Consider the following 16,462-nt stretch of genomic DNA (forward strand, 5'->3'; position numbering starts at 1 on the left):
GGAGTTGGGGAAAGCCGAAGTGAGATCCGATCTCCCCCCTTGCGGGACCCTTGCGGGGGGAGATGGCCGGCAGGCCAGAGGGGGGTGTGACGGAACTCGATCGAATGAAGTTGAACGCTCTGCCTTCACAAGAACGCAATCACACTGACGCTCCCTCAATCCCTTCCGTTCACCAGATCCCCGACGATGTCGTACTTGCCTGAAATACGCATCTTGTAGACCTCGTAATTCTCCATCACGCGCTGCACGTAACTTCTTGTTTCCGTGTAGGGAATCCGCTCGATCCAGTCGACGACGGCGTCCACGTCCTTGCCGCGCGGGTCGCCGTATCTCGCCACCCACTGGGCGGCGCGGTTCGGCCCGGCATTGTACCCGGCGAAGGTCAGCACATAGGAGCCGTTGAAGCGGTCGAGCTGCTCGCCGAGGAAGGCCGAACCAAGCGTCGCGTTATAGCCGGCGTCAGTCGTCAGCCGCGTTTGCGAGAAGATCATGCCGGCCTTCTTCGCCAGTTGCCTGGCGGTGGCCGGCATCAATTGCAAAAGGCCGCGCGCGCCGACGCTGGAAATCGCCCCGACATTGAACTCGCTCTCCTGACGCGCGATGGCATAGGCCAGCGCCTTGCCGGAGCCGGAGATATCGGCCGAATCGGGGATGACGCCCAGCGGATGCGACAGCGCGCCGACATCGATGCCGCGCTGGGCGGCGATCTTGCCAACCTTCAGCGCCATGAAATGATTGCCCTGCTTTTCGGCGAGCACCGCCAGCAGCGCCAACTCGCCCGGGCTGGTCAGTTGTCCCGCGAGGTCGCGATAGAGCGTTTCGGCAAATCGGTCATAGCCGGCCTCCTGGAGCCGCTTGATCGCGTTCACCGCCTCCCTGGTTTCGAAGCTCTGGCGGTCGGCCGCGCTCGGTTTCGGATAGACGATGTTGAGGCTCCTGAGGCCCACGCGCTCGCCGGCGAGCTGGCCATAGAAGGTCGTGCCATAGGCGGCGGCGCGGGTGAAATAGTCCTTGGCGTTGCCCGGACCGCCGACTTCCGCGGCTCGGCCGAGCCAGTAATAGGCGCGCGACAGCGACACCGGCCCTTGGGCGAGCTCGGCGATGCGCGAGAAATGCGTGGCCGCGCCCGCCGTATCGTTCAGGCCGCGCAGCGCATACCAGCCGGCATGGAACTCGGCTTCGGCCGCGCTGGCCGAGCTCTGGGCCGCATGCATGGAGGCGATCCTGTAGGCGGTCTTCATGTCGCCCTGGTCGACCAGAGCGCGCGACAGGACACGGCGCTCGACCCACCAGGCATCAGGGTCGACCAGCGCGTCGCGGTCGGTCGGCGCTTTCAGCAGAACCGCCGCGGCGTCGGCAAACTTCTGCTGCTTGCGCAGATACTCGGCCTCGGCGAAGAAATAGCCGGCCGAACGCTGCGTCGCGGGCACGGCCTTCAACAATTTGGCCGTGTTCTTGCCGCCTTTGTCGGCGGCCGCCCAGGCGTCCGCCAGCTGCTGCGCGCCGGCAAGGCCGGCGACGCGCAGCGCCGAGTCCGGCCTGTCGGCATAGAACATGCGCTCCATCCGATAGCGATGGTCGGCGGCAGGGATCAGCGCGCCGAACTCCTTGATGAAGGCGCTCTCGTCCTTCGCTTCCAGCTTCTCCGCGCGCCAGAACGGCACCAGCACCGCGCGTGCCGCCGCGGCATTGCCGAGCGCAGCTTGCGAGCGGGCGAGGATGGTCACGCCTTCCGGCGTCAGCGGCTGGCTGCGGCCGAAGGCCTGCACAACAACTTGCGGCGGCGGGTTCTCGCGATAGAGCGCGCGTTCGCTGTTCTTGCGCAGCGCGATGGTGCCCGGCCATCCAGGCAGCATCTTGGCCGCATCGGCGATCTCGCCGCTCGGCACCTGGTCGCCGCCATAGAGCGCGATCGCCCAGGCCAGGATGTGCCGGTCGAGCGAGGTGGCGGGCAATGAGTCGCGCGCATTGCGCGCGCCGGCAATGTTATTGGCGGCAAGCGCGTCGAGGCCGCTCTTCAATTGGGCGATGCTGGCCGGCGGCGGGGAAGGCTGCGCCTGGCCCGGGGCCCGCGGCGCCTCAGGCGCCGGGATCGCCGCCGTCATGCGCGCGTCGACGCTGCCGCCGATCGCCATCCCCGGCATCAGCGCGACAACCGCGCTGAGAAGCGCGAAGAGATGAGACCGCCTCGTCGGCATTATCCACCCTAACACATCGTCAGCAGGCAGGGACCCCAAGGCCCGTCCGGAGCCTAAACTTAGGTGGTGAAAGGCTCGTAAACAAAAGGTTATCGAGGCTGTCCGAAATGTGCCTGCTGGCACCATGGCGATGCTTGCCGCTGAACCGTGTCGAGACTATGGTGCGCGGCTTCGCTTTCGGTTAGAAGGCGCGGCACTAAAACCGTTCGACAAAACCGATAATCCCCTGATTAAGTCCCAAGGAGTTTGGACGACATGCTGAGAGGCTCGCTGACCGCGCTCGTCACACCGTTCGAAAAGAGCGGGCGTTTCGACGAGAAAGCCTTTCGCGCGTTTGTCGAATGGCAGATCGCCGAGGGCACCAAGGGCCTCGTCCCGGTCGGCACCACGGGCGAGTCGCCGACGCTGTCGCATGACGAGCACCGCAATGTCGTGAAGGTCTGCATCGAGGTGGCCAATGGCAGGGTGCCGGTGGTGGCCGGCGCGGGCTCCAACAACACCGAGGAAGCCGTCGGCCTGGTGCAATATGCCGAAAAGGCCGGCGCCGACGCCGCTCTTGTGGTGACGCCCTATTACAACAAGCCGACGCAGCGCGGGCTTTACGAGCATTTCGCCGCCGTCGCCCGGGCGACGAAGCTGCCGATCATCATTTACAACATTCCGCCGCGTTCGGTGATCGACATGACGCCGGAGACGATGGGCAGGCTGCGCCACGACTTCAAGAACATTGCCGGCGTCAAGGACGCGACCGGCAAGGTCGAGCGCGTGTCCGAGCAGCGCATGACCTGCGGCAAGGATTTCATCCAGCTCTCCGGCGAGGATGCCTCCGCGCTTGGCTTCAACGCCCATGGCGGCGTCGGCTGCATCTCGGTGACCTCGAACGTCGCGCCGCGCCTTTGCGCCGAGTTCCAGGAAGCGACGCTCGCCGGCGACAGCGCCAAGGCGCTCGAGCTGCAGGATCGCCTGTTGCCGCTGCACAAGGCGATCTTCATGGAGCCCGGCGTGTCCGGCGCCAAATACGCGCTGTCGAAGCTGGGCAAGGTCGAGAACGTGGTGCGCTCGCCGCTGGTGACGGTCGAAGCTTCGACCGCCGAGAAGATCGACCAGGCGATGAAGCACGCCGGCTTGATAAATTAGGGATGAGGCGCCACCTCTCCGCATCATGAATCAAGTCAAGAAAGCCGACCCCAACAACAGGACGGTCGCCGAAAACCGCAAGGCGCGCTTTTCCTACGAGGTGCTCGACACGATCGAGACCGGCCTGGTGTTGACCGGCACCGAGGTCAAGTCGCTGCGCCAGGGCCAGGCCAACATCCAGGAGAGCTACGCCTCGGCCGAAGGCGGCGAGATCTGGCTGATCAATTCCTATCTGCCGGAATACCTGCAGGCCAACCGCTTCAACCATGAGCCGCGCCGGCGCCGCAAGCTGCTCGTCAGTAAGCGCGAGATGGCCAAGCTTGCGCAAAGCGTCGACCGCGAAGGCATGACGCTGGTGCCGCTGAAAATCTATTTCAACGATCGCGGCCGCGCCAAGCTGTTGCTCGCCATCGCGCGCGGCAAGAAGCTGCACGACAAGCGCGAGACCGAGAAGCAGCGCGACTGGTCGCGCGAGAAGGGGCGGCTGCTCAAGGAGCGTGGTTAAACGCCGGCTATCCAGGCAGGACGCAGGGGAGCCAAGGCTTGAGAAACCAAGGCTTGAGGAACCGCTTGATTGTCCTGGCCCTGGCTTTCGTCTTTCTGGCGCTTGCCATCTGGGTAGAAAGCTTTTTCCGGCCCCGCGCCTTCCCGCCGGATCGCGCCGAATTCCCCATAAGGGGCATCGACGTTTCGCACCACCAGGGCAGGATCGACTGGCAGCGCGTCGCGGCCGACGATGTCGGCTTCGCCATCATCAAGGCGACGGAAGGCGGCGATTACGTCGATGATGCCTTCGCCGAGAATTTGCGCCAGGCCCGCGCCGTGGGCCTCGCCGTCGGCGCCTATCATTTCCTCACCTTCTGCCGCCCGGGCGCCGACCAGGCGAAGAACTTCGTCTCGGTGGTGCCGCGCGGCGCGCCGCTTTTGCCGCCCGTCGTCGATATCGAGTTTCACGGCAACTGCCCGCGACGCCCGTCGTCGGAGGAACTGCGGACTGAACTCCTTGCCTTCCTGGGGCCGGTCGAGGCTGCGTTCGGCAAGCCCGCGATCATTTACATCACCGATGACGCAGCGCAGGCCTACTCCGTGCATATCGCGGATCGTCAGCTATGGCTGCGCTCCCTGCAGGCGCCGCCGAAAGAAGACGATTGGGTCTACTGGCAATATCTCGACACCGGCCGCGTCGACGGCATCGACGGCGACGTCGACCTCAACGTGCTGAAGGGGGGACCCGCAAGGCTCTCGGAACTGTTTGCGCCGGCGCCTGAATCTAACTCTGCAGGAACGCCGCGATCTCCCTGAAGACGTTGACGAACATGTCTTCCGTCAGCACGCCTGTGTTGGTGTTGTAGCGCGAGCAGTGATAGCTGGAAAACAGCGTGATGCCGCCGGCCTCCTGCCGTCCGCCATGGCGAAAGGGAAGGGCGGCGACGCGCCCGCCCAGCGCCCGCACCGTCGATTGATGCGCGATCGAGCCCAGCGTCAGAATCGCGCGCAGATTGGCAAAGCGCGCGATGGTCGGCTTGAGGAAGGTGCGACATGTGGCGATCTCGGCGCCAACCGGCTTGTTGTCCGGCGGCACGCAGCGAACCGCATTGGTGATCGCGGTGCCGACGAGCTCCAGCCCGTCATCGGGCCTTGCCTTGAATTCCCCGCGCGCCAGGCCTTGCGCGATCAGCGTGCCGTAGAGCAGGTCGCCGGCATAGTCGCCGGTGAAGGGGCGCCCGGTGCGGTTGGCGCCGCGCAGGCCGGGCGCCAGCCCGACGATGAGAAGCCTGACCGAGGATTCACCCTCAGGCGGCAGGAAGGTCGGCACCGGTGCATTGAACCAACCCGGCTCGCGCTTGCGCCAGGCGGCAATGAAATCATGCAGCCGCGGACAGAGCGGACAGTCGCGGTCAGGCTCGGGGGAGGGCGCGGCGCTCAAGACCGCCGCTCTCAATATTCTTCCTCGTCGACTGCAGCAGGTTCTGGCCGGCGGACCGGCCGTTCCGACGGGTCGCGGCCGACCTCGTTCTTGAGCGTCATCAGGTCGATGAAGTGGTCGGCCTGGCGGCGCAGGTCGTCGGAGATCATCGGCGGCTGCGAAGACATGGTCGAGATGATCGAGACCTTGCGGCCGCGCCGCTGCAGCGCTTCGACCAGGGTGCGGAAGTCGCCGTCGCCGGAGAAGATGACATAGTGGTCGACGACATCGGCAAGCTCCAGAGCATCGACGGTCAGCTCGATGTCCATGTTGCCCTTGATCTTGCGGCGGCCGGTCGAGTCGGTGAACTCCTTGGCGGGCTTGGTCACCACCTTGAAGCCGTTGTAGTCCAGCCAGTCGATCAGTGGCCGGATCGAGGAATACTCCTGATCCTCCACCAGCGCGGTGTAGTAATAGGCCCTGAGCAGGTAGCCGCGCTTCTGGAAGCTTGCCAGCAGCTTGCGGTAGTCGATGTCGAAGCCCAGCGCCCGCGAGGTGGCGTAGAGATTGGCGCCGTCGATGAAAAGAGCGATCTTTTCACGAGGATCGAACATTGAAAAATATCCCTTTTCGAAAATGTCTGTCGTCTAAATGGGCGTGACGGGCAGGCCCGGTAATGGTCCCTCTTGCCGTCTCATTCGAGATAACGCCAGATTTATGGATATCCAAGGGCAGGGTGCGGATTGCAAGCAATTGTGATCGGCACTATGTGAACGCGGTAAAGTCCGGTTAATAAGCCGGGCAAGGGCCCGTGCTCCGCCGCTGCCGCCAAAAAGCTTGTATTTCCGTGGCGTCCGGGTTATGGAGCCCGCCTGTTTTCCATCAAATCCACGCATGAAAGGGGCAGTCCATGGCCCGCGTAACCGTTGAAGATTGCATCGACAAGGTCGACAACCGTTTCGAGCTCGTGCTGCTCGCCGGCCACCGTGCCCGCCAGATCAGCCAGGGCGCGCAGATCACCGTTCCTCGCGACAATGACAAGAATCCCGTCATTGCGCTGCGCGAGATCGCCGAGGAGACGCTGTCGCCCGACGACCTCAAGGAAGATCTGATCCACTCGCTGCAGAAGCATGTCGAGGTCGACGAGCCGGAGGCCGATGGTGAGGCGATTGCCGACCAGACCACCGCCACCGCTGCTGCCGAGACCGACGATGCCGAAGAGAACATCACCTTTGACCGGATGACCGAGGAAGACCTGCTCGCCGGCATCGAGGGTCTGGTGCCGCCGGAAAAGAGCGACGACTATTAAGAGCTTTTGATGATTCCACTCAGCCGGTCGCTGAGCGGATTCTGAAAAGCTCCAGAGGTGGCCTGGATCAAGCATCCGGCACTTCCGTCTCGTCAGTTTCGTGGCTATCTATGGGATGCGTCGCACATAGGTGCGGCGCATCAATCATTTCAGCACCGCGAGATCCCGCCCATGATGCGTCAGTATGAGCTTGTCGAGCGCGTGCAGCGCTACAAGCCTGACGTCAACGAGGCGCTGCTCAACAAGGCGTATGTCTACGCCATGCAGAAGCATGGCCACCAGAAGCGCGCCTCGGGCGATCCCTATTTCTCGCATCCGCTGGAAGTCGCCGCCATCCTCACCGAGATGCATATGGACGAGGCGACCATCGCGGTTGCCCTTTTGCACGACACGATCGAGGACACGACCGCGACCCGGGCCGAGATCGACGAGCTGTTCGGTCCTGAGATGGGCAAGCTGGTCGAGGGCCTGACCAAGCTGAAGAAGCTCGACCTCGTCTCCAAGAAGGCCGAGCAGGCCGAGAACCTGCGCAAACTGCTGCTGGCGATCTCCGAGGACATTCGCGTTCTCCTGGTCAAGCTCGCCGACCGGCTGCACAACATGCGCACGCTCGACCATATGCCCGAGTCCAAGCGCCTGCGCATCGCCGAGGAGACGATGGACATCTATGCGCCGCTCGCCGGCCGCATGGGCATGCAGGGCATGCGCGAGGAGCTGGAGGAGATCGCCTTCCGCTACATCAATCCGGAGGCCTATCGCGCCGTCACCGCGCGGCTGGCCGAAATCTTCGAGCGCAACAAGGGCGTGCTCGACGAGATCGAGAAGGCGCTGTCGGGTCTGTTCGAAAAGCATGCGATCAAAGCCAGCGTCAAAAGCCGGCAGAAGAAACCGTGGTCGGTGTTCCGCAAGATGGAGGCCAAGGCGCTTTCCTTCGAGCAGCTCTCCGACATCTTCGGCTTCCGTGTCGTCGTCGACACGGTCGAGGACTGCTACCGCGCGCTCGGCGCCATCCACACCACCTGGTCGATGGTGCCCGGCCGCTTCAAGGACTACATCTCGACGCCGAAGCAGAACGATTACCGCTCGATCCACACCACCATCGTCGGGCCGTCGAGGCAGCGCGTCGAATTGCAGATTCGCACCCGCGAGATGAACAAGATCGCCGAATACGGTGTCGCCGCGCATTCCATCTACAAGGACACAGGCGGCAAGGCGAACGGCGCCGCGCACGCGATCTCGAAGGAGACCAACGCCTACGCCTGGCTGCGCCGCACCATCGAGCAGCTGGCCGAGGGCGACAATCCCGAGGATTTCCTGGAAAACACCAAGCTGGAGCTGTTCCAGGACCAGGTGTTCTGCTTCACGCCCAAGGGCATGCTGATCGCGTTGCCGCGCGGCGCCACCCCAATCGACTTCGCTTATGCCGTCCACACCGATGTCGGCGACACCTGCGTCGGCGCAAAGGTCAACGGCCGCATCATGCCGCTGATGACGGAATTGAAGAACGGCGACGAGGTCGAGATCATCCGCTCCAAGGCGCAGGTGCCGCCGGCCGCCTGGGAATCGGTCGTCGTCACCGGCAAGGCGCGCGCCGCCATCCGCCGCGCCACCAAGAACGCCATCCGCAAGCAATATTCCGGGCTCGGCGCCCGCATCCTGGAACGCGCCTTCGAGCGCGCCGGCAAGAGCTTTGCCAAGGAGAACCTGAAGCCCGTGCTGCACCGGCTGGCGCGCAAGGACATCGAGGACGTGCTGGCCTCCGTCGGGCGCGGCGAGCTGGCATCCACCGACGTCATGAAAGCCGTCTTCCCCGACTACAAGGACGAGCGCGTCACGGTCGCTGCGCCCAAGCAGCGCGAGGAGGGCTGGTCGAAGATCCGCAACGCCGCCGGCATGCTGTTCCAGATGCCGGGCCGCGCGGCGCGCAAGGACAAGGACCAGCAGCGCGACGGCGCCGTGCCCATCCGCGGCGTGCGCGGCGACCTGCCGGTGCGCTTCGCGCCGGAAGGGGCGGTGCCAGGCGACCGCATCGTCGGCATCATTCAGCCGGGAACCGGCATCACCATCTATCCGATCCAGTCGCCGGCCCTGCAGGCCTTCGACGACCAGCCCGAGCGCTGGATCGACGTGCGCTGGGACATCGACGAGCGCACCAAGGAGCGCTTCCCGGCGCGAATCTCGGTCACCGCCATCAATGCGCCTGGATCGCTGGCCGACATCGCCCAGGTCGTCGCCCAGAATGACGCCAACATCCATACGCTGTCGATGGTGCGCACCGCGCCCGATTTCACCGAGATGCTGATAGACCTGGAGGTCTGGGACCTGAAGCATCTCAACCGGCTGCTGTCGCAGCTCAAGGACAATACCAGCGTCAGCGATGCGCGGCGCGTGAACGGTTAGATGATGAACGAGGAAATGGGGGAAGGGATGAATACCGAAGAAGTGCTGGGCATATTCCGCGAGGCCGGCGCGGTTCTCGAAGGTCATTTCATCCTGACGTCGGGCCTGCGCAGTCCGGTCTTCCTGCAGAAGGCGCGCGTCTTCATGCATGCCGACAAAACCGAGCGCCTGTGCAAGGCGCTGGCCGGGAAGATTCGGGAAGGTGTGCCGGGCAGGATCGACTATGTCGTCGGCCCGGCGATCGGCGGCCTGATCCCGGCTTACGAGACCTCGCGCCATCTCGGCGCCCCGGCGATCTGGGTCGAGCGGGAAGGGGGCGAGTTCAGGCTCCGCCGCTTCGAGATCGCCAAGGGATCGCGCGTCGTCGTCGTCGAGGACATCGTCACCACGGGTCTGTCGATCCGCGAGACCATCGACTGCTTGCGCGAGCTCGGCGCCGAGGTGGTGGCGGCCGCCTGCATCATCGACCGCTCGGCCGGCAAGACCGATGTCGGCGTGCCGCTCATCGCGCTCGCCGAATATGAGGTCCCGGCCTATCCGCCCGACCGCCTGCCGCCGGAACTTGCCGCCATCCCGGCCGTCAAGCCCGGAAGCCGCAACATCTGAAGTCGCAATGCGCAAAAACAACCACTTGAGCGTGCGGCTTGAATCTCTTTGTCAGCGCCGCGCATCGAGGCCGCGATGATCGCCGGCATCGATCATCTGGTGCTGACGGTCCGCTCGGTCGACGCGACCTGCGATTTCTACCAGCGCGTGCTCGGCCTGCGGCGGCTGGACGAGCCGAACCGACCGACCGCGCTTTTGTTCGGATCGCAGAAGATCAATCTGCACGAGGCCGGCCGCACTTTCGAGCCCAAGGCAAAGGCGCCGACACCGGGATCCGGCGATTTCTGCCTCGTCGCGGCGGCGCCTCTTGCCGATATTTGCGCCAGCCTCGCAGCCAACGGCGTGGCGATCGAAGTCGGTCCTGTCGAGCGCACCGGCGCCCGCGGCAGGATGACGTCGGTCTATTTCCGCGATCCCGACGACAATCTGGTCGAAGTCAGCGAGTATCCGGTTTAGAGCGGCCCTTTTCCTCAGTTTCGCCAGAATGGTGCTCTTGTTACCGTCTGCGGCAGACCATCGCGGGCGCGTTTTATTGTTCCGCGGCCGAACCGTCGCTATATCAAAGTTTTGTTGCCTTCCTGCGCCCTCGAAGCGCAAGATATGTTGGCGCGACCCGGATGGCAGGGAAGCGTGTGTTGGACCAGGAACCGAAACAGAGTGCTTTTTCGACGCCGAGAGCCTTATGGCCTCCTGGAGCGGGTGCGTACTTACCTATGGCCGCGCCGCTCGTTCTCGCGCTCTGTGCAGTATTTCTCCAAGCGCATCCTGCGGCTGAAGGCGACGCCCCATTCGGTGGCCGCCGGTGTTGCGGCGGGGGTTTTCGCCTCCTTCTTCCCGCTTGGCTTCCACTTCGTCATCGCAGCGGTGATCTGCTGGGTGATCGCCGGCAATATGGTGGCAGCAGCCCTCGCCGCGGTGTTCTTCGGCAATCCGCTGACCTTCCCGCTGCTCTGGGGCGCATCCTGGGAGACCGGCAAGCTCATCCTGTATGAGCGCCTGCCCAAGCATGGGCCGCCCGAGCATCTCGGCGAAATGATGCACACGCTTTCCTTTGCCAAGCTGTGGCATCCGGTGCTGGAGCCGATGCTCATCGGCGCTGTGCCGCTCGGCCTCGTCTTCGGGCTCGTCTTCTACGGTATAACCCGCTGGGGCATGACCGTGTTTCGTGAGCAGCGCAAAAAACGCATGGCCGAACGGGCCAAGAAGGCGCAAAAGGGCGGACGGGAAGTTCCCGCGGAATGATCATCGGCATCGGCAGCGACCTGATCGACATCAGACGCATCGAGAAGTCGCTGGAACGGCACGGCCAGCGCTTTATCCAGCGCATCTACACCGAGGTCGAGCAGGCCAAGTCGGAAAAGCGCGCGGCCCGTGCCGCCTCTTACGCCAAGCGCTTCGCCGCCAAGGAGGCCTGCGCCAAGGCGCTGGGCAGCGGCATGGCCGAGGGCGTGTTCTGGCGCGACATGGGCGTGGTCAACCTGCCAAGCGGCGCGCCGACCATGGCGCTCACCGGCGGCGCTGCCGCCAGGCTGGAGAAAATCCTGCCCAAGGGCCACCGTGCGCTGATCCACCTCACCATCACCGACGATTTTCCGCTTGCTCAAGCCTTTGTGATCATCGAGGCAGTGCCCGCCGAACAAGCGCCACATTGATTCCATCTGAGCACGGGCGGCATGACGTTGCCCAGCGCCCGCCGAGACTCTATACCAACCAACGCACAATCGAGGACGACATGAGCGTGGCTGAAAAATCGCAGAAGAAATCCGGCGGGCTTGGGGAAACCTTCTCCGTCATCATCCAGGCTCTGCTGCTCGCGCTCGTGATCCGCACGCTGCTGTTCCAGCCCTTCTCCATCCCGTCCGGCTCGATGCGGCCGACGCTGCTCGAAGGCGACTATCTGTTCGTCACCAAATGGGCCTATGGCTATTCGCGCTACTCGCTGCCCTTCGGCCCCAACATTTTCTCCGGCCGCATCTGGGGCTCGGAGCCCAAGCGCGGTGACGTGGTGGTGTTCAAGTTCCCGCCGGATCCGTCCGTCGACTACATCAAGCGCGTGGTCGGCCTGCCCGGCGACAAGATCCAGGTCAAGGACGGCCAGCTCTTCATCAACGGCACCGCCGTGCCGCGTGAAAAGGTCGGCCAGATCGACAATCCCGACATCACAGAGGTCGATCGTCCCGTCGACGTCTATCGCGAGACGCTGCCCAATGGGGTCACCTATGACACGCTCGACCTGACGCCCACTTCGATCGGCGACAACACGCGCGAGTTCGACGTGCCGCCCGGCCACTATTTCATGATGGGCGACAACCGCGACAACTCCTCCGACAGCCGCTTCACCGTCGGTTTCGTGCCCGCCGAGAACCTCGTCGGCCGCGCCAACGTCATCTTCTTCTCGATCGCCGATGGCGCAAGCCCGTTGGAAATCTGGACGTGGCCGTCGCTGATGCGTGCCGGGCGCCTGTTCCATCTCGTCCATTAAGGTCATGGCGGCCACCAAGCGTTTGACCGCCGATGCGCTTGCCGAAGCGCTTGTCGAGCGCACCGGCCACGTCTTCGCCGACCGCCAGCGTCTGCAGCGCGCGCTGACCCATGCCAGCGCGCGTTCGACCCATGCCGGCGTCGACTACGAACGCTTCGAATTCCTGGGCGACCGCGTTCTCGGCCTCGTCGTGGCCGACATGCTGCTGGCAACCTTTCCCGAGGCCGCCGAGGGTGAGCTCTCGCTGCGCCTCAACGCGCTGGTCAATGCCGAGGCGCTCTCCGAGATCGCCGAGGAGATCGGCCTGCCGGAGCTGGTCCGCGCCGGCTCCGACGTGCGCAACCTCGACGGCCGCAAGCGAACCAACCTGCGCGCCGACGCGCTGGAGTCGCTGATAGCGGTGCTCTATCTCGACGGCGGGTTGGAGGCGGCGCGCGCCTTCATCCATCGCTATTGGCAGCCGCGCTCGCAGGCGATTGGCGCTGCCCGCCGCGACGCCAAGACCGAATTGCAGGAATGGGCGCATCAGGCTGCATCGGGCGCCGTCCCGGTCTACCGGATCGACGCTCGCGAAGGCCCCGACCACGATCCGCTGTTCACCGTCAGCGTCAAGGTCGGCTCATTCGCACCGGCGATCGGCAGCGGCCGTTCCAAGCGCGAGGCGGAGCAGGCGGCGGCGGCGGCGCTGCTGCTGCGTGAAGGCGTATGGAGCGCTGCATGACCGGCACCGAAACTTCCGAATCACCTGCCACGCGCTCTGGCTTCGTCGCGCTGATCGGCGCGCCCAATGCCGGCAAGTCGACGCTGGTCAATCAACTGGTCGGCGCCAAGGTCTCGATCGTCACCCACAAGGTGCAGACCACTCGCGCGATCGTGCGCGGCATCGCCACGCACGACAACGCGCAGATCGTCTTCGTCGACACGCCCGGCATCTTCAAGCCGAAGCGGCGGCTGGACACGGCGATGGTCACCACCGCCTGGGGCGGCGCCAAGGACGCCGATGTCGTGGTGCTGCTGATCGATGCCGAGCGCGGCATCAGGGGTGATGCGGACGCCATCCTCGACCGGCTGAAGGACGTCCGGCAGCCGATGCTGCTCGTCCTCAACAAGGTCGACCGGGTCAAGCCGGAGACGCTTCTGGCCCTGGCCGCGGCAGCGAACGAACGTGTGCCGTTCAAGCGCACTTTCATGGTCTCGGCGCTGACCGGCTCAGGCTGCAAGGATCTGCTCGACTATCTTGCCGAGACGCTACCCGCCGGCCCCTGGTACTATCCCGAAGACCAGATATCGGACCTGCCGATGCGCCAGCTCGCGGCCGAGATCACCCGCGAAAAACTCTATCTCAGGCTGCATCAGGAGCTTCCCTATTCCTCGCATATCGAGACCGAGAAATGGGAAGAGAAGAAGGACGGCTCGGTGCGCATCGAGCAGGTCATCTATGTCGAGCGCGACAGCCAGAAGAAGATCGTGCTCGGTCACAAAGGCGAGACGATCCGCGCCATAGGCCAGGCCGCGCGGATGGAAATAGCAGGCATCCTAGAGCAGAAGGTGCACCTGTTCCTATTCGTCAAGGTGCGCGAAAACTGGGGAGACGACCCCGAGCGCTACCGCGAGATGGGGCTGGAGTTTCCCCACTGATGCATGTCGCCCAAACGGTGCATAGCAGTTTTGGGACAACCACATGCATGAGCCCAAAGTAGTTATCGACGCCGACCTGGTGCGCCGGCTGGTCGGTGCGCAGTTTCCAAAATGGCGGCATCTGCCGGTGAACCCCGTCGCGTTCGGCGGCTGGGACAACCGGACCTTCCATCTCGGCGACGAAATGACGGTCAGGCTGCCGAGCGCGGCTCCCTATTCGCTGCAGGTCGAGAAGGAGCATCGCTGGCTGCCGAAGCTCGCGCCGCTCCTGCCGCTGCCGATCCCGGTGCCGCTGGCTATGGGCGAACCGGCGGCGGGCTATCCCTGGCACTGGTCCGTCTACCGCTGGATCGAAGGCGAGACAGCAAAGACCGGGCGCATCGCCGATCTTCGCACGTTCGCGCTCTCGCTCGCCGATTTCCTGGTCGCCCTGAAGCGGATCGATCCGACCGGAGGATCGGGACCGGGCCAGCACAATTTCTTTCGCGGCGGGCCGCTGACCGTCTATGACGGGGAGTCGAGGCAGGCCATCGCCGCGCTCGAAGGCGAGATCGACATGCAAGCCGCAACCACCGTCTGGGAAGCGGCGCTTGCCGCCGTCTGGCGCGGTCCACCGGTCTGGTTCCACGGCGATGTCGCCTCGGGCAACCTGCTGGTCGAAGACGGCCGCCTGAGCGCCGTCATCGACTTCGGCACCTCCGGCGTCGGCGATCCGTCCTGCGACCTGGCGATCGCCTGGACGCTCTTCGAGGGCGAGAGCCGGCAAGCGTTCCGCGCTCGCATCGCCGTCGAAGACGCGACCTGGGCGCGCGGCCGCGGCTGGACGCTGTGGAAAGCACTGATCACCGTTGCCGGGCACGACGCCAACCAGGCTGAAGTCGAAAGGCAACGCCGTGTGATTGACGAGGTGCTCGCCGATCACGATCACTGGGCGCGATAGAGGCTACAACAAGCCTCTTGCTTTGAGATCGGCGGCGAAGGCCGGATCAGTGATCTTGTCAGTTTCATATCTTGCGGGGAAGCGCCGCGATCGCAGCCCGCAGTTTAGCATTAGGTTTAGGGGGATGTTCGAGCAGTTCGAGGATTTGCTCAAAATCACGCTCGGACACTCTAATTGCCTCGGCCGCCCCGATCAGGATTTCTGCTTCACGCACGTTGTTGAAGCGGTCGGTCTTGTTGTGGTTGGCCTGGGCATGAATGGCTCCTTGCGCCGGATATACATCCGATATGCGTATAAGAGGAAGTGACCTGCCTTGCGCGGTGACTTCATTGAGCGTCTCTCGCCGCAGCGTCATCTTGATTTCGCCGCCCAACAGGTGAAAAGCTCGCGCCTATGGAATGGCGCGACGAGGGAATCATTCTCGGCACCCGAAAGCATGGCGAAACCAGCGCCATCCTCGAGGTGATGACGCGCGCCCATGGCCGCCACCTGGGTCTCGTGCGCGGCGGCCGCTCGCGCAAGCAGCAGCCGGTGCTGCAGCCCGGCAACCGCGTCGACCTTCTGTGGCGGGCCCGCCTCGACGAGCATCTCGGCATCTTCCAGGCCGAGCCGATCGAGATGAACGCCGCGCGTCTGATGGACAGCGCCGTTGCCGTCTACGGCCTGCAGACCATGGCGGCGCATCTCAGGCTTCTGCCCGAGCGCGACGCCCATGCCGGCCTCTACGAGGCTCTTGCCGTGATGATCTCCCATCTCGACGACGCCGATGCGGCGGGCGAGTTGGTGGCGCGCTTCGAGCTGCTCATCCTCGACGAGCTCGGCTTCGGCCTCGATCTCAGCCAATGCGCGGCGACCGGCACGCGGCAGGACCTCGCCTACGTCTCGCCGAAATCCGGGCGCGCCGTCTCGCGCGCCGCCGGCGAGCCCTGGCGCGACAAGATGCTGGCGCTGCCCGCCTTCCTGCAGCGCGGCTCAGGCCTGCGCGCCGATGCGGCGGCGCTGGAGGATGCCTTCCGGCTGACCGGCTTCTTCTTCAACCGCCATGTCTATGAGCCGCGCGGCATGGAGCCGCCGGACGCGCGCGCCGGCTTCTTGGCGGCGCTGCGCCGGCACCGGGCGTCGGTGACGGCGATCGCCGGGGAGACCACCGCCGGACAATAGGGCGGGCGCCTATCCGGCTCGCCGCCGCTCCAGAAAATCGTCGAGGATGGCGCGCTGGCCTTTCAGGATTTTCAGGCCGGCTTCGGGAAGTGAAAACCAGCCGGCTTTGTCCACCTCGGGAAACTCTTTCATGGCGCCAGACTTTGGCGGCCATTCCATGATGAACATGTTGCTTTTGATAGCGCTCGCGTCGATGTCCGCCTCGACGCTCCACGCGATCACGATCTTGCCGCCTGGTTGCTTGTAGCTGCCGACAGGCCGGAAATCGCCGTCGATGACAAGACCCAGTTCCTCTTCGGCCTCGCGCCGGGCGGCGGCGAGTTCATCCTCCTTGTCGCCGATCAGCCCCTTCGGGATCGACCACGCGCCTTCGTCCTTCCTTGCCCAGAACGGCCCGCCGGGATGGACGAGCAGGAATTCGAGGACCCCGGCGGTTTGCCTGTAGATCAGCAGTCCCGCGCTTCGTTGCGGCATAGGTCATCCTCATGGCGTTTTCATGCGAACATTCGAGAATAGCATGAGTATTTCGCGACCGGCGGCAGGTAATTTCGCCTTGAATTCTGGCCGTTTCGACGCCTCGGCATTGGATAAGCCTGCATTTGCTGGCAATCGGCGCCGAAACATGCTCGATCTTGCAGGCCGGCAGGGCGCTGATTTGAATAGCCGTCTCATTGCCGTATTTGTC

The 16,462-nt window shown here is 64.4% G+C and carries 19 protein-coding genes; 14 read left to right on the forward strand and 5 right to left on the reverse strand.

Annotation, left to right across the window (positions count from 1 at the left end):
* Positions 1–155 precede the first annotated feature (155 nt).
* Positions 156–2,198, reverse strand: a complete 2,043-nt coding sequence (locus EH240_RS04715; protein ID WP_124996259.1) for a lytic transglycosylase domain-containing protein — start codon at positions 2,196–2,198, stop codon at positions 156–158.
* A gap of 255 nt (positions 2,199–2,453) precedes the next feature.
* Between EH240_RS04715 and dapA the strand changes: the two genes are divergently transcribed.
* The 3 genes from dapA to EH240_RS04730 all read left to right on the forward strand — a co-directional run bounded on the left by dapA (position 2,454) and on the right by EH240_RS04730 (position 4,637).
* Positions 2,454–3,335: a 4-hydroxy-tetrahydrodipicolinate synthase gene (dapA, locus tag EH240_RS04720; RefSeq protein WP_124996260.1), complete on the forward strand. Its 882-nt coding sequence runs from the start codon at positions 2,454–2,456 to the stop codon at positions 3,333–3,335.
* 25 nt (positions 3,336–3,360) lie between these two features.
* Positions 3,361–3,840: an SsrA-binding protein SmpB gene (gene smpB, locus EH240_RS04725; protein WP_124996261.1), complete on the forward strand. Its 480-nt coding sequence runs from the start codon at positions 3,361–3,363 to the stop codon at positions 3,838–3,840.
* A gap of 65 nt (positions 3,841–3,905) precedes the next feature.
* Positions 3,906–4,637, forward strand: a complete 732-nt coding sequence (locus EH240_RS04730) for a GH25 family lysozyme (RefSeq protein WP_425374765.1) — start codon at positions 3,906–3,908, stop codon at positions 4,635–4,637.
* Here EH240_RS04730 and EH240_RS04735 read toward each other — a convergent pair.
* Entirely contained in the window at positions 4,606–5,277 is a 672-nt protein-coding gene (locus tag EH240_RS04735) for a uracil-DNA glycosylase (RefSeq protein ID WP_124996262.1), read from the reverse strand. The two genes, EH240_RS04730 and EH240_RS04735, sit on opposite strands and share 32 nt — an antisense overlap.
* Positions 5,274–5,855, reverse strand: coding sequence for a LabA-like NYN domain-containing protein (locus tag EH240_RS04740; protein ID WP_124996263.1), 582 nt, complete (start codon positions 5,853–5,855; stop codon positions 5,274–5,276). Before EH240_RS04740 ends, EH240_RS04735 begins: the two co-directional genes overlap by 4 nt.
* A gap of 296 nt (positions 5,856–6,151) precedes the next feature.
* On the opposite strand from EH240_RS04740, the gene rpoZ reads away from it, so the two are divergent.
* From rpoZ to EH240_RS04790, 10 genes are all read left to right on the forward strand, one after another.
* The gene (rpoZ, locus tag EH240_RS04745) at positions 6,152–6,550 is read left to right on the forward strand and encodes a DNA-directed RNA polymerase subunit omega (RefSeq protein ID WP_124996264.1); all 399 of its coding nucleotides are present in this window, start codon (positions 6,152–6,154) and stop codon (positions 6,548–6,550) included.
* A 171-nt stretch (positions 6,551–6,721) separates the two neighbouring features.
* A complete protein-coding gene (locus tag EH240_RS04750; protein WP_124996265.1) occupies positions 6,722–8,950 on the forward strand; it encodes a RelA/SpoT family protein in 2,229 nt (742 codons plus the stop codon).
* A gap of 27 nt (positions 8,951–8,977) precedes the next feature.
* Complete coding sequence (gene pyrE / locus EH240_RS04755; protein ID WP_124996266.1) at positions 8,978–9,556, forward strand: orotate phosphoribosyltransferase; 579 nt, start codon at positions 8,978–8,980, stop codon at positions 9,554–9,556.
* Positions 9,557–9,631: 75 nt separating this feature from the next.
* Positions 9,632–10,012 carry a VOC family protein gene (locus EH240_RS04760; RefSeq protein WP_124996267.1) on the forward strand — a complete coding sequence of 127 codons (381 nt, stop codon included), beginning with the start codon at positions 9,632–9,634 and terminating at the stop codon, positions 10,010–10,012.
* Positions 10,013–10,213: 201 nt separating this feature from the next.
* Positions 10,214–10,798, forward strand: a complete 585-nt coding sequence (locus EH240_RS04765) for a DUF2062 domain-containing protein (protein WP_124996268.1) — start codon at positions 10,214–10,216, stop codon at positions 10,796–10,798.
* Positions 10,795–11,208 carry a holo-ACP synthase gene (acpS, locus tag EH240_RS04770; protein ID WP_124996269.1) on the forward strand — a complete coding sequence of 138 codons (414 nt, stop codon included), beginning with the start codon at positions 10,795–10,797 and terminating at the stop codon, positions 11,206–11,208. The genes EH240_RS04765 and acpS overlap by 4 nt, the downstream gene beginning before the upstream one ends.
* Positions 11,209–11,288: 80 nt before the next feature.
* A complete protein-coding gene (gene lepB, locus EH240_RS04775; RefSeq protein ID WP_124996270.1) occupies positions 11,289–12,038 on the forward strand; it encodes a signal peptidase I in 750 nt (249 codons plus the stop codon).
* 4 nt (positions 12,039–12,042) lie between these two features.
* A complete protein-coding gene (gene rnc / locus EH240_RS04780) occupies positions 12,043–12,759 on the forward strand; it encodes a ribonuclease III (RefSeq protein WP_124996271.1) in 717 nt (238 codons plus the stop codon).
* Positions 12,744–13,676: a GTPase Era gene (era, locus tag EH240_RS04785; RefSeq protein WP_206075223.1), complete on the forward strand. Its 933-nt coding sequence runs from the start codon at positions 12,744–12,746 to the stop codon at positions 13,674–13,676. The genes rnc and era overlap by 16 nt, the downstream gene beginning before the upstream one ends.
* Positions 13,677–13,719: 43 nt before the next feature.
* On the forward strand, positions 13,720–14,616 hold the full coding sequence (locus EH240_RS04790) for an aminoglycoside phosphotransferase family protein (RefSeq protein WP_124996273.1): 897 nt from the start codon (positions 13,720–13,722) through the stop codon (positions 14,614–14,616).
* A gap of 64 nt (positions 14,617–14,680) precedes the next feature.
* On the opposite strand, the gene EH240_RS04795 is transcribed toward EH240_RS04790, so the two are convergent.
* The gene (locus tag EH240_RS04795) at positions 14,681–14,989 is read right to left on the reverse strand and encodes a type II toxin-antitoxin system TacA family antitoxin (protein WP_245435831.1); all 309 of its coding nucleotides are present in this window, start codon (positions 14,987–14,989) and stop codon (positions 14,681–14,683) included.
* 20 nt (positions 14,990–15,009) lie between these two features.
* Here EH240_RS04795 and recO point away from each other — a divergent pair, with 20 nt between their 5' ends.
* On the forward strand, positions 15,010–15,777 hold the full coding sequence (gene recO, locus EH240_RS04800; protein WP_124996274.1) for a DNA repair protein RecO: 768 nt from the start codon (positions 15,010–15,012) through the stop codon (positions 15,775–15,777).
* A gap of 9 nt (positions 15,778–15,786) precedes the next feature.
* Here the strand turns inward: recO and EH240_RS04805 are convergent, their stop codons facing one another.
* Positions 15,787–16,251: an NUDIX hydrolase gene (locus EH240_RS04805; RefSeq protein ID WP_124996275.1), complete on the reverse strand. Its 465-nt coding sequence runs from the start codon at positions 16,249–16,251 to the stop codon at positions 15,787–15,789.
* Between the last annotated feature and the right edge of the window lie 211 nt (positions 16,252–16,462).

This window comes from Mesorhizobium tamadayense (genome assembly GCF_003863365.1).
GTDB lineage: Bacteria > Pseudomonadota > Alphaproteobacteria > Rhizobiales > Rhizobiaceae > Mesorhizobium > Mesorhizobium tamadayense.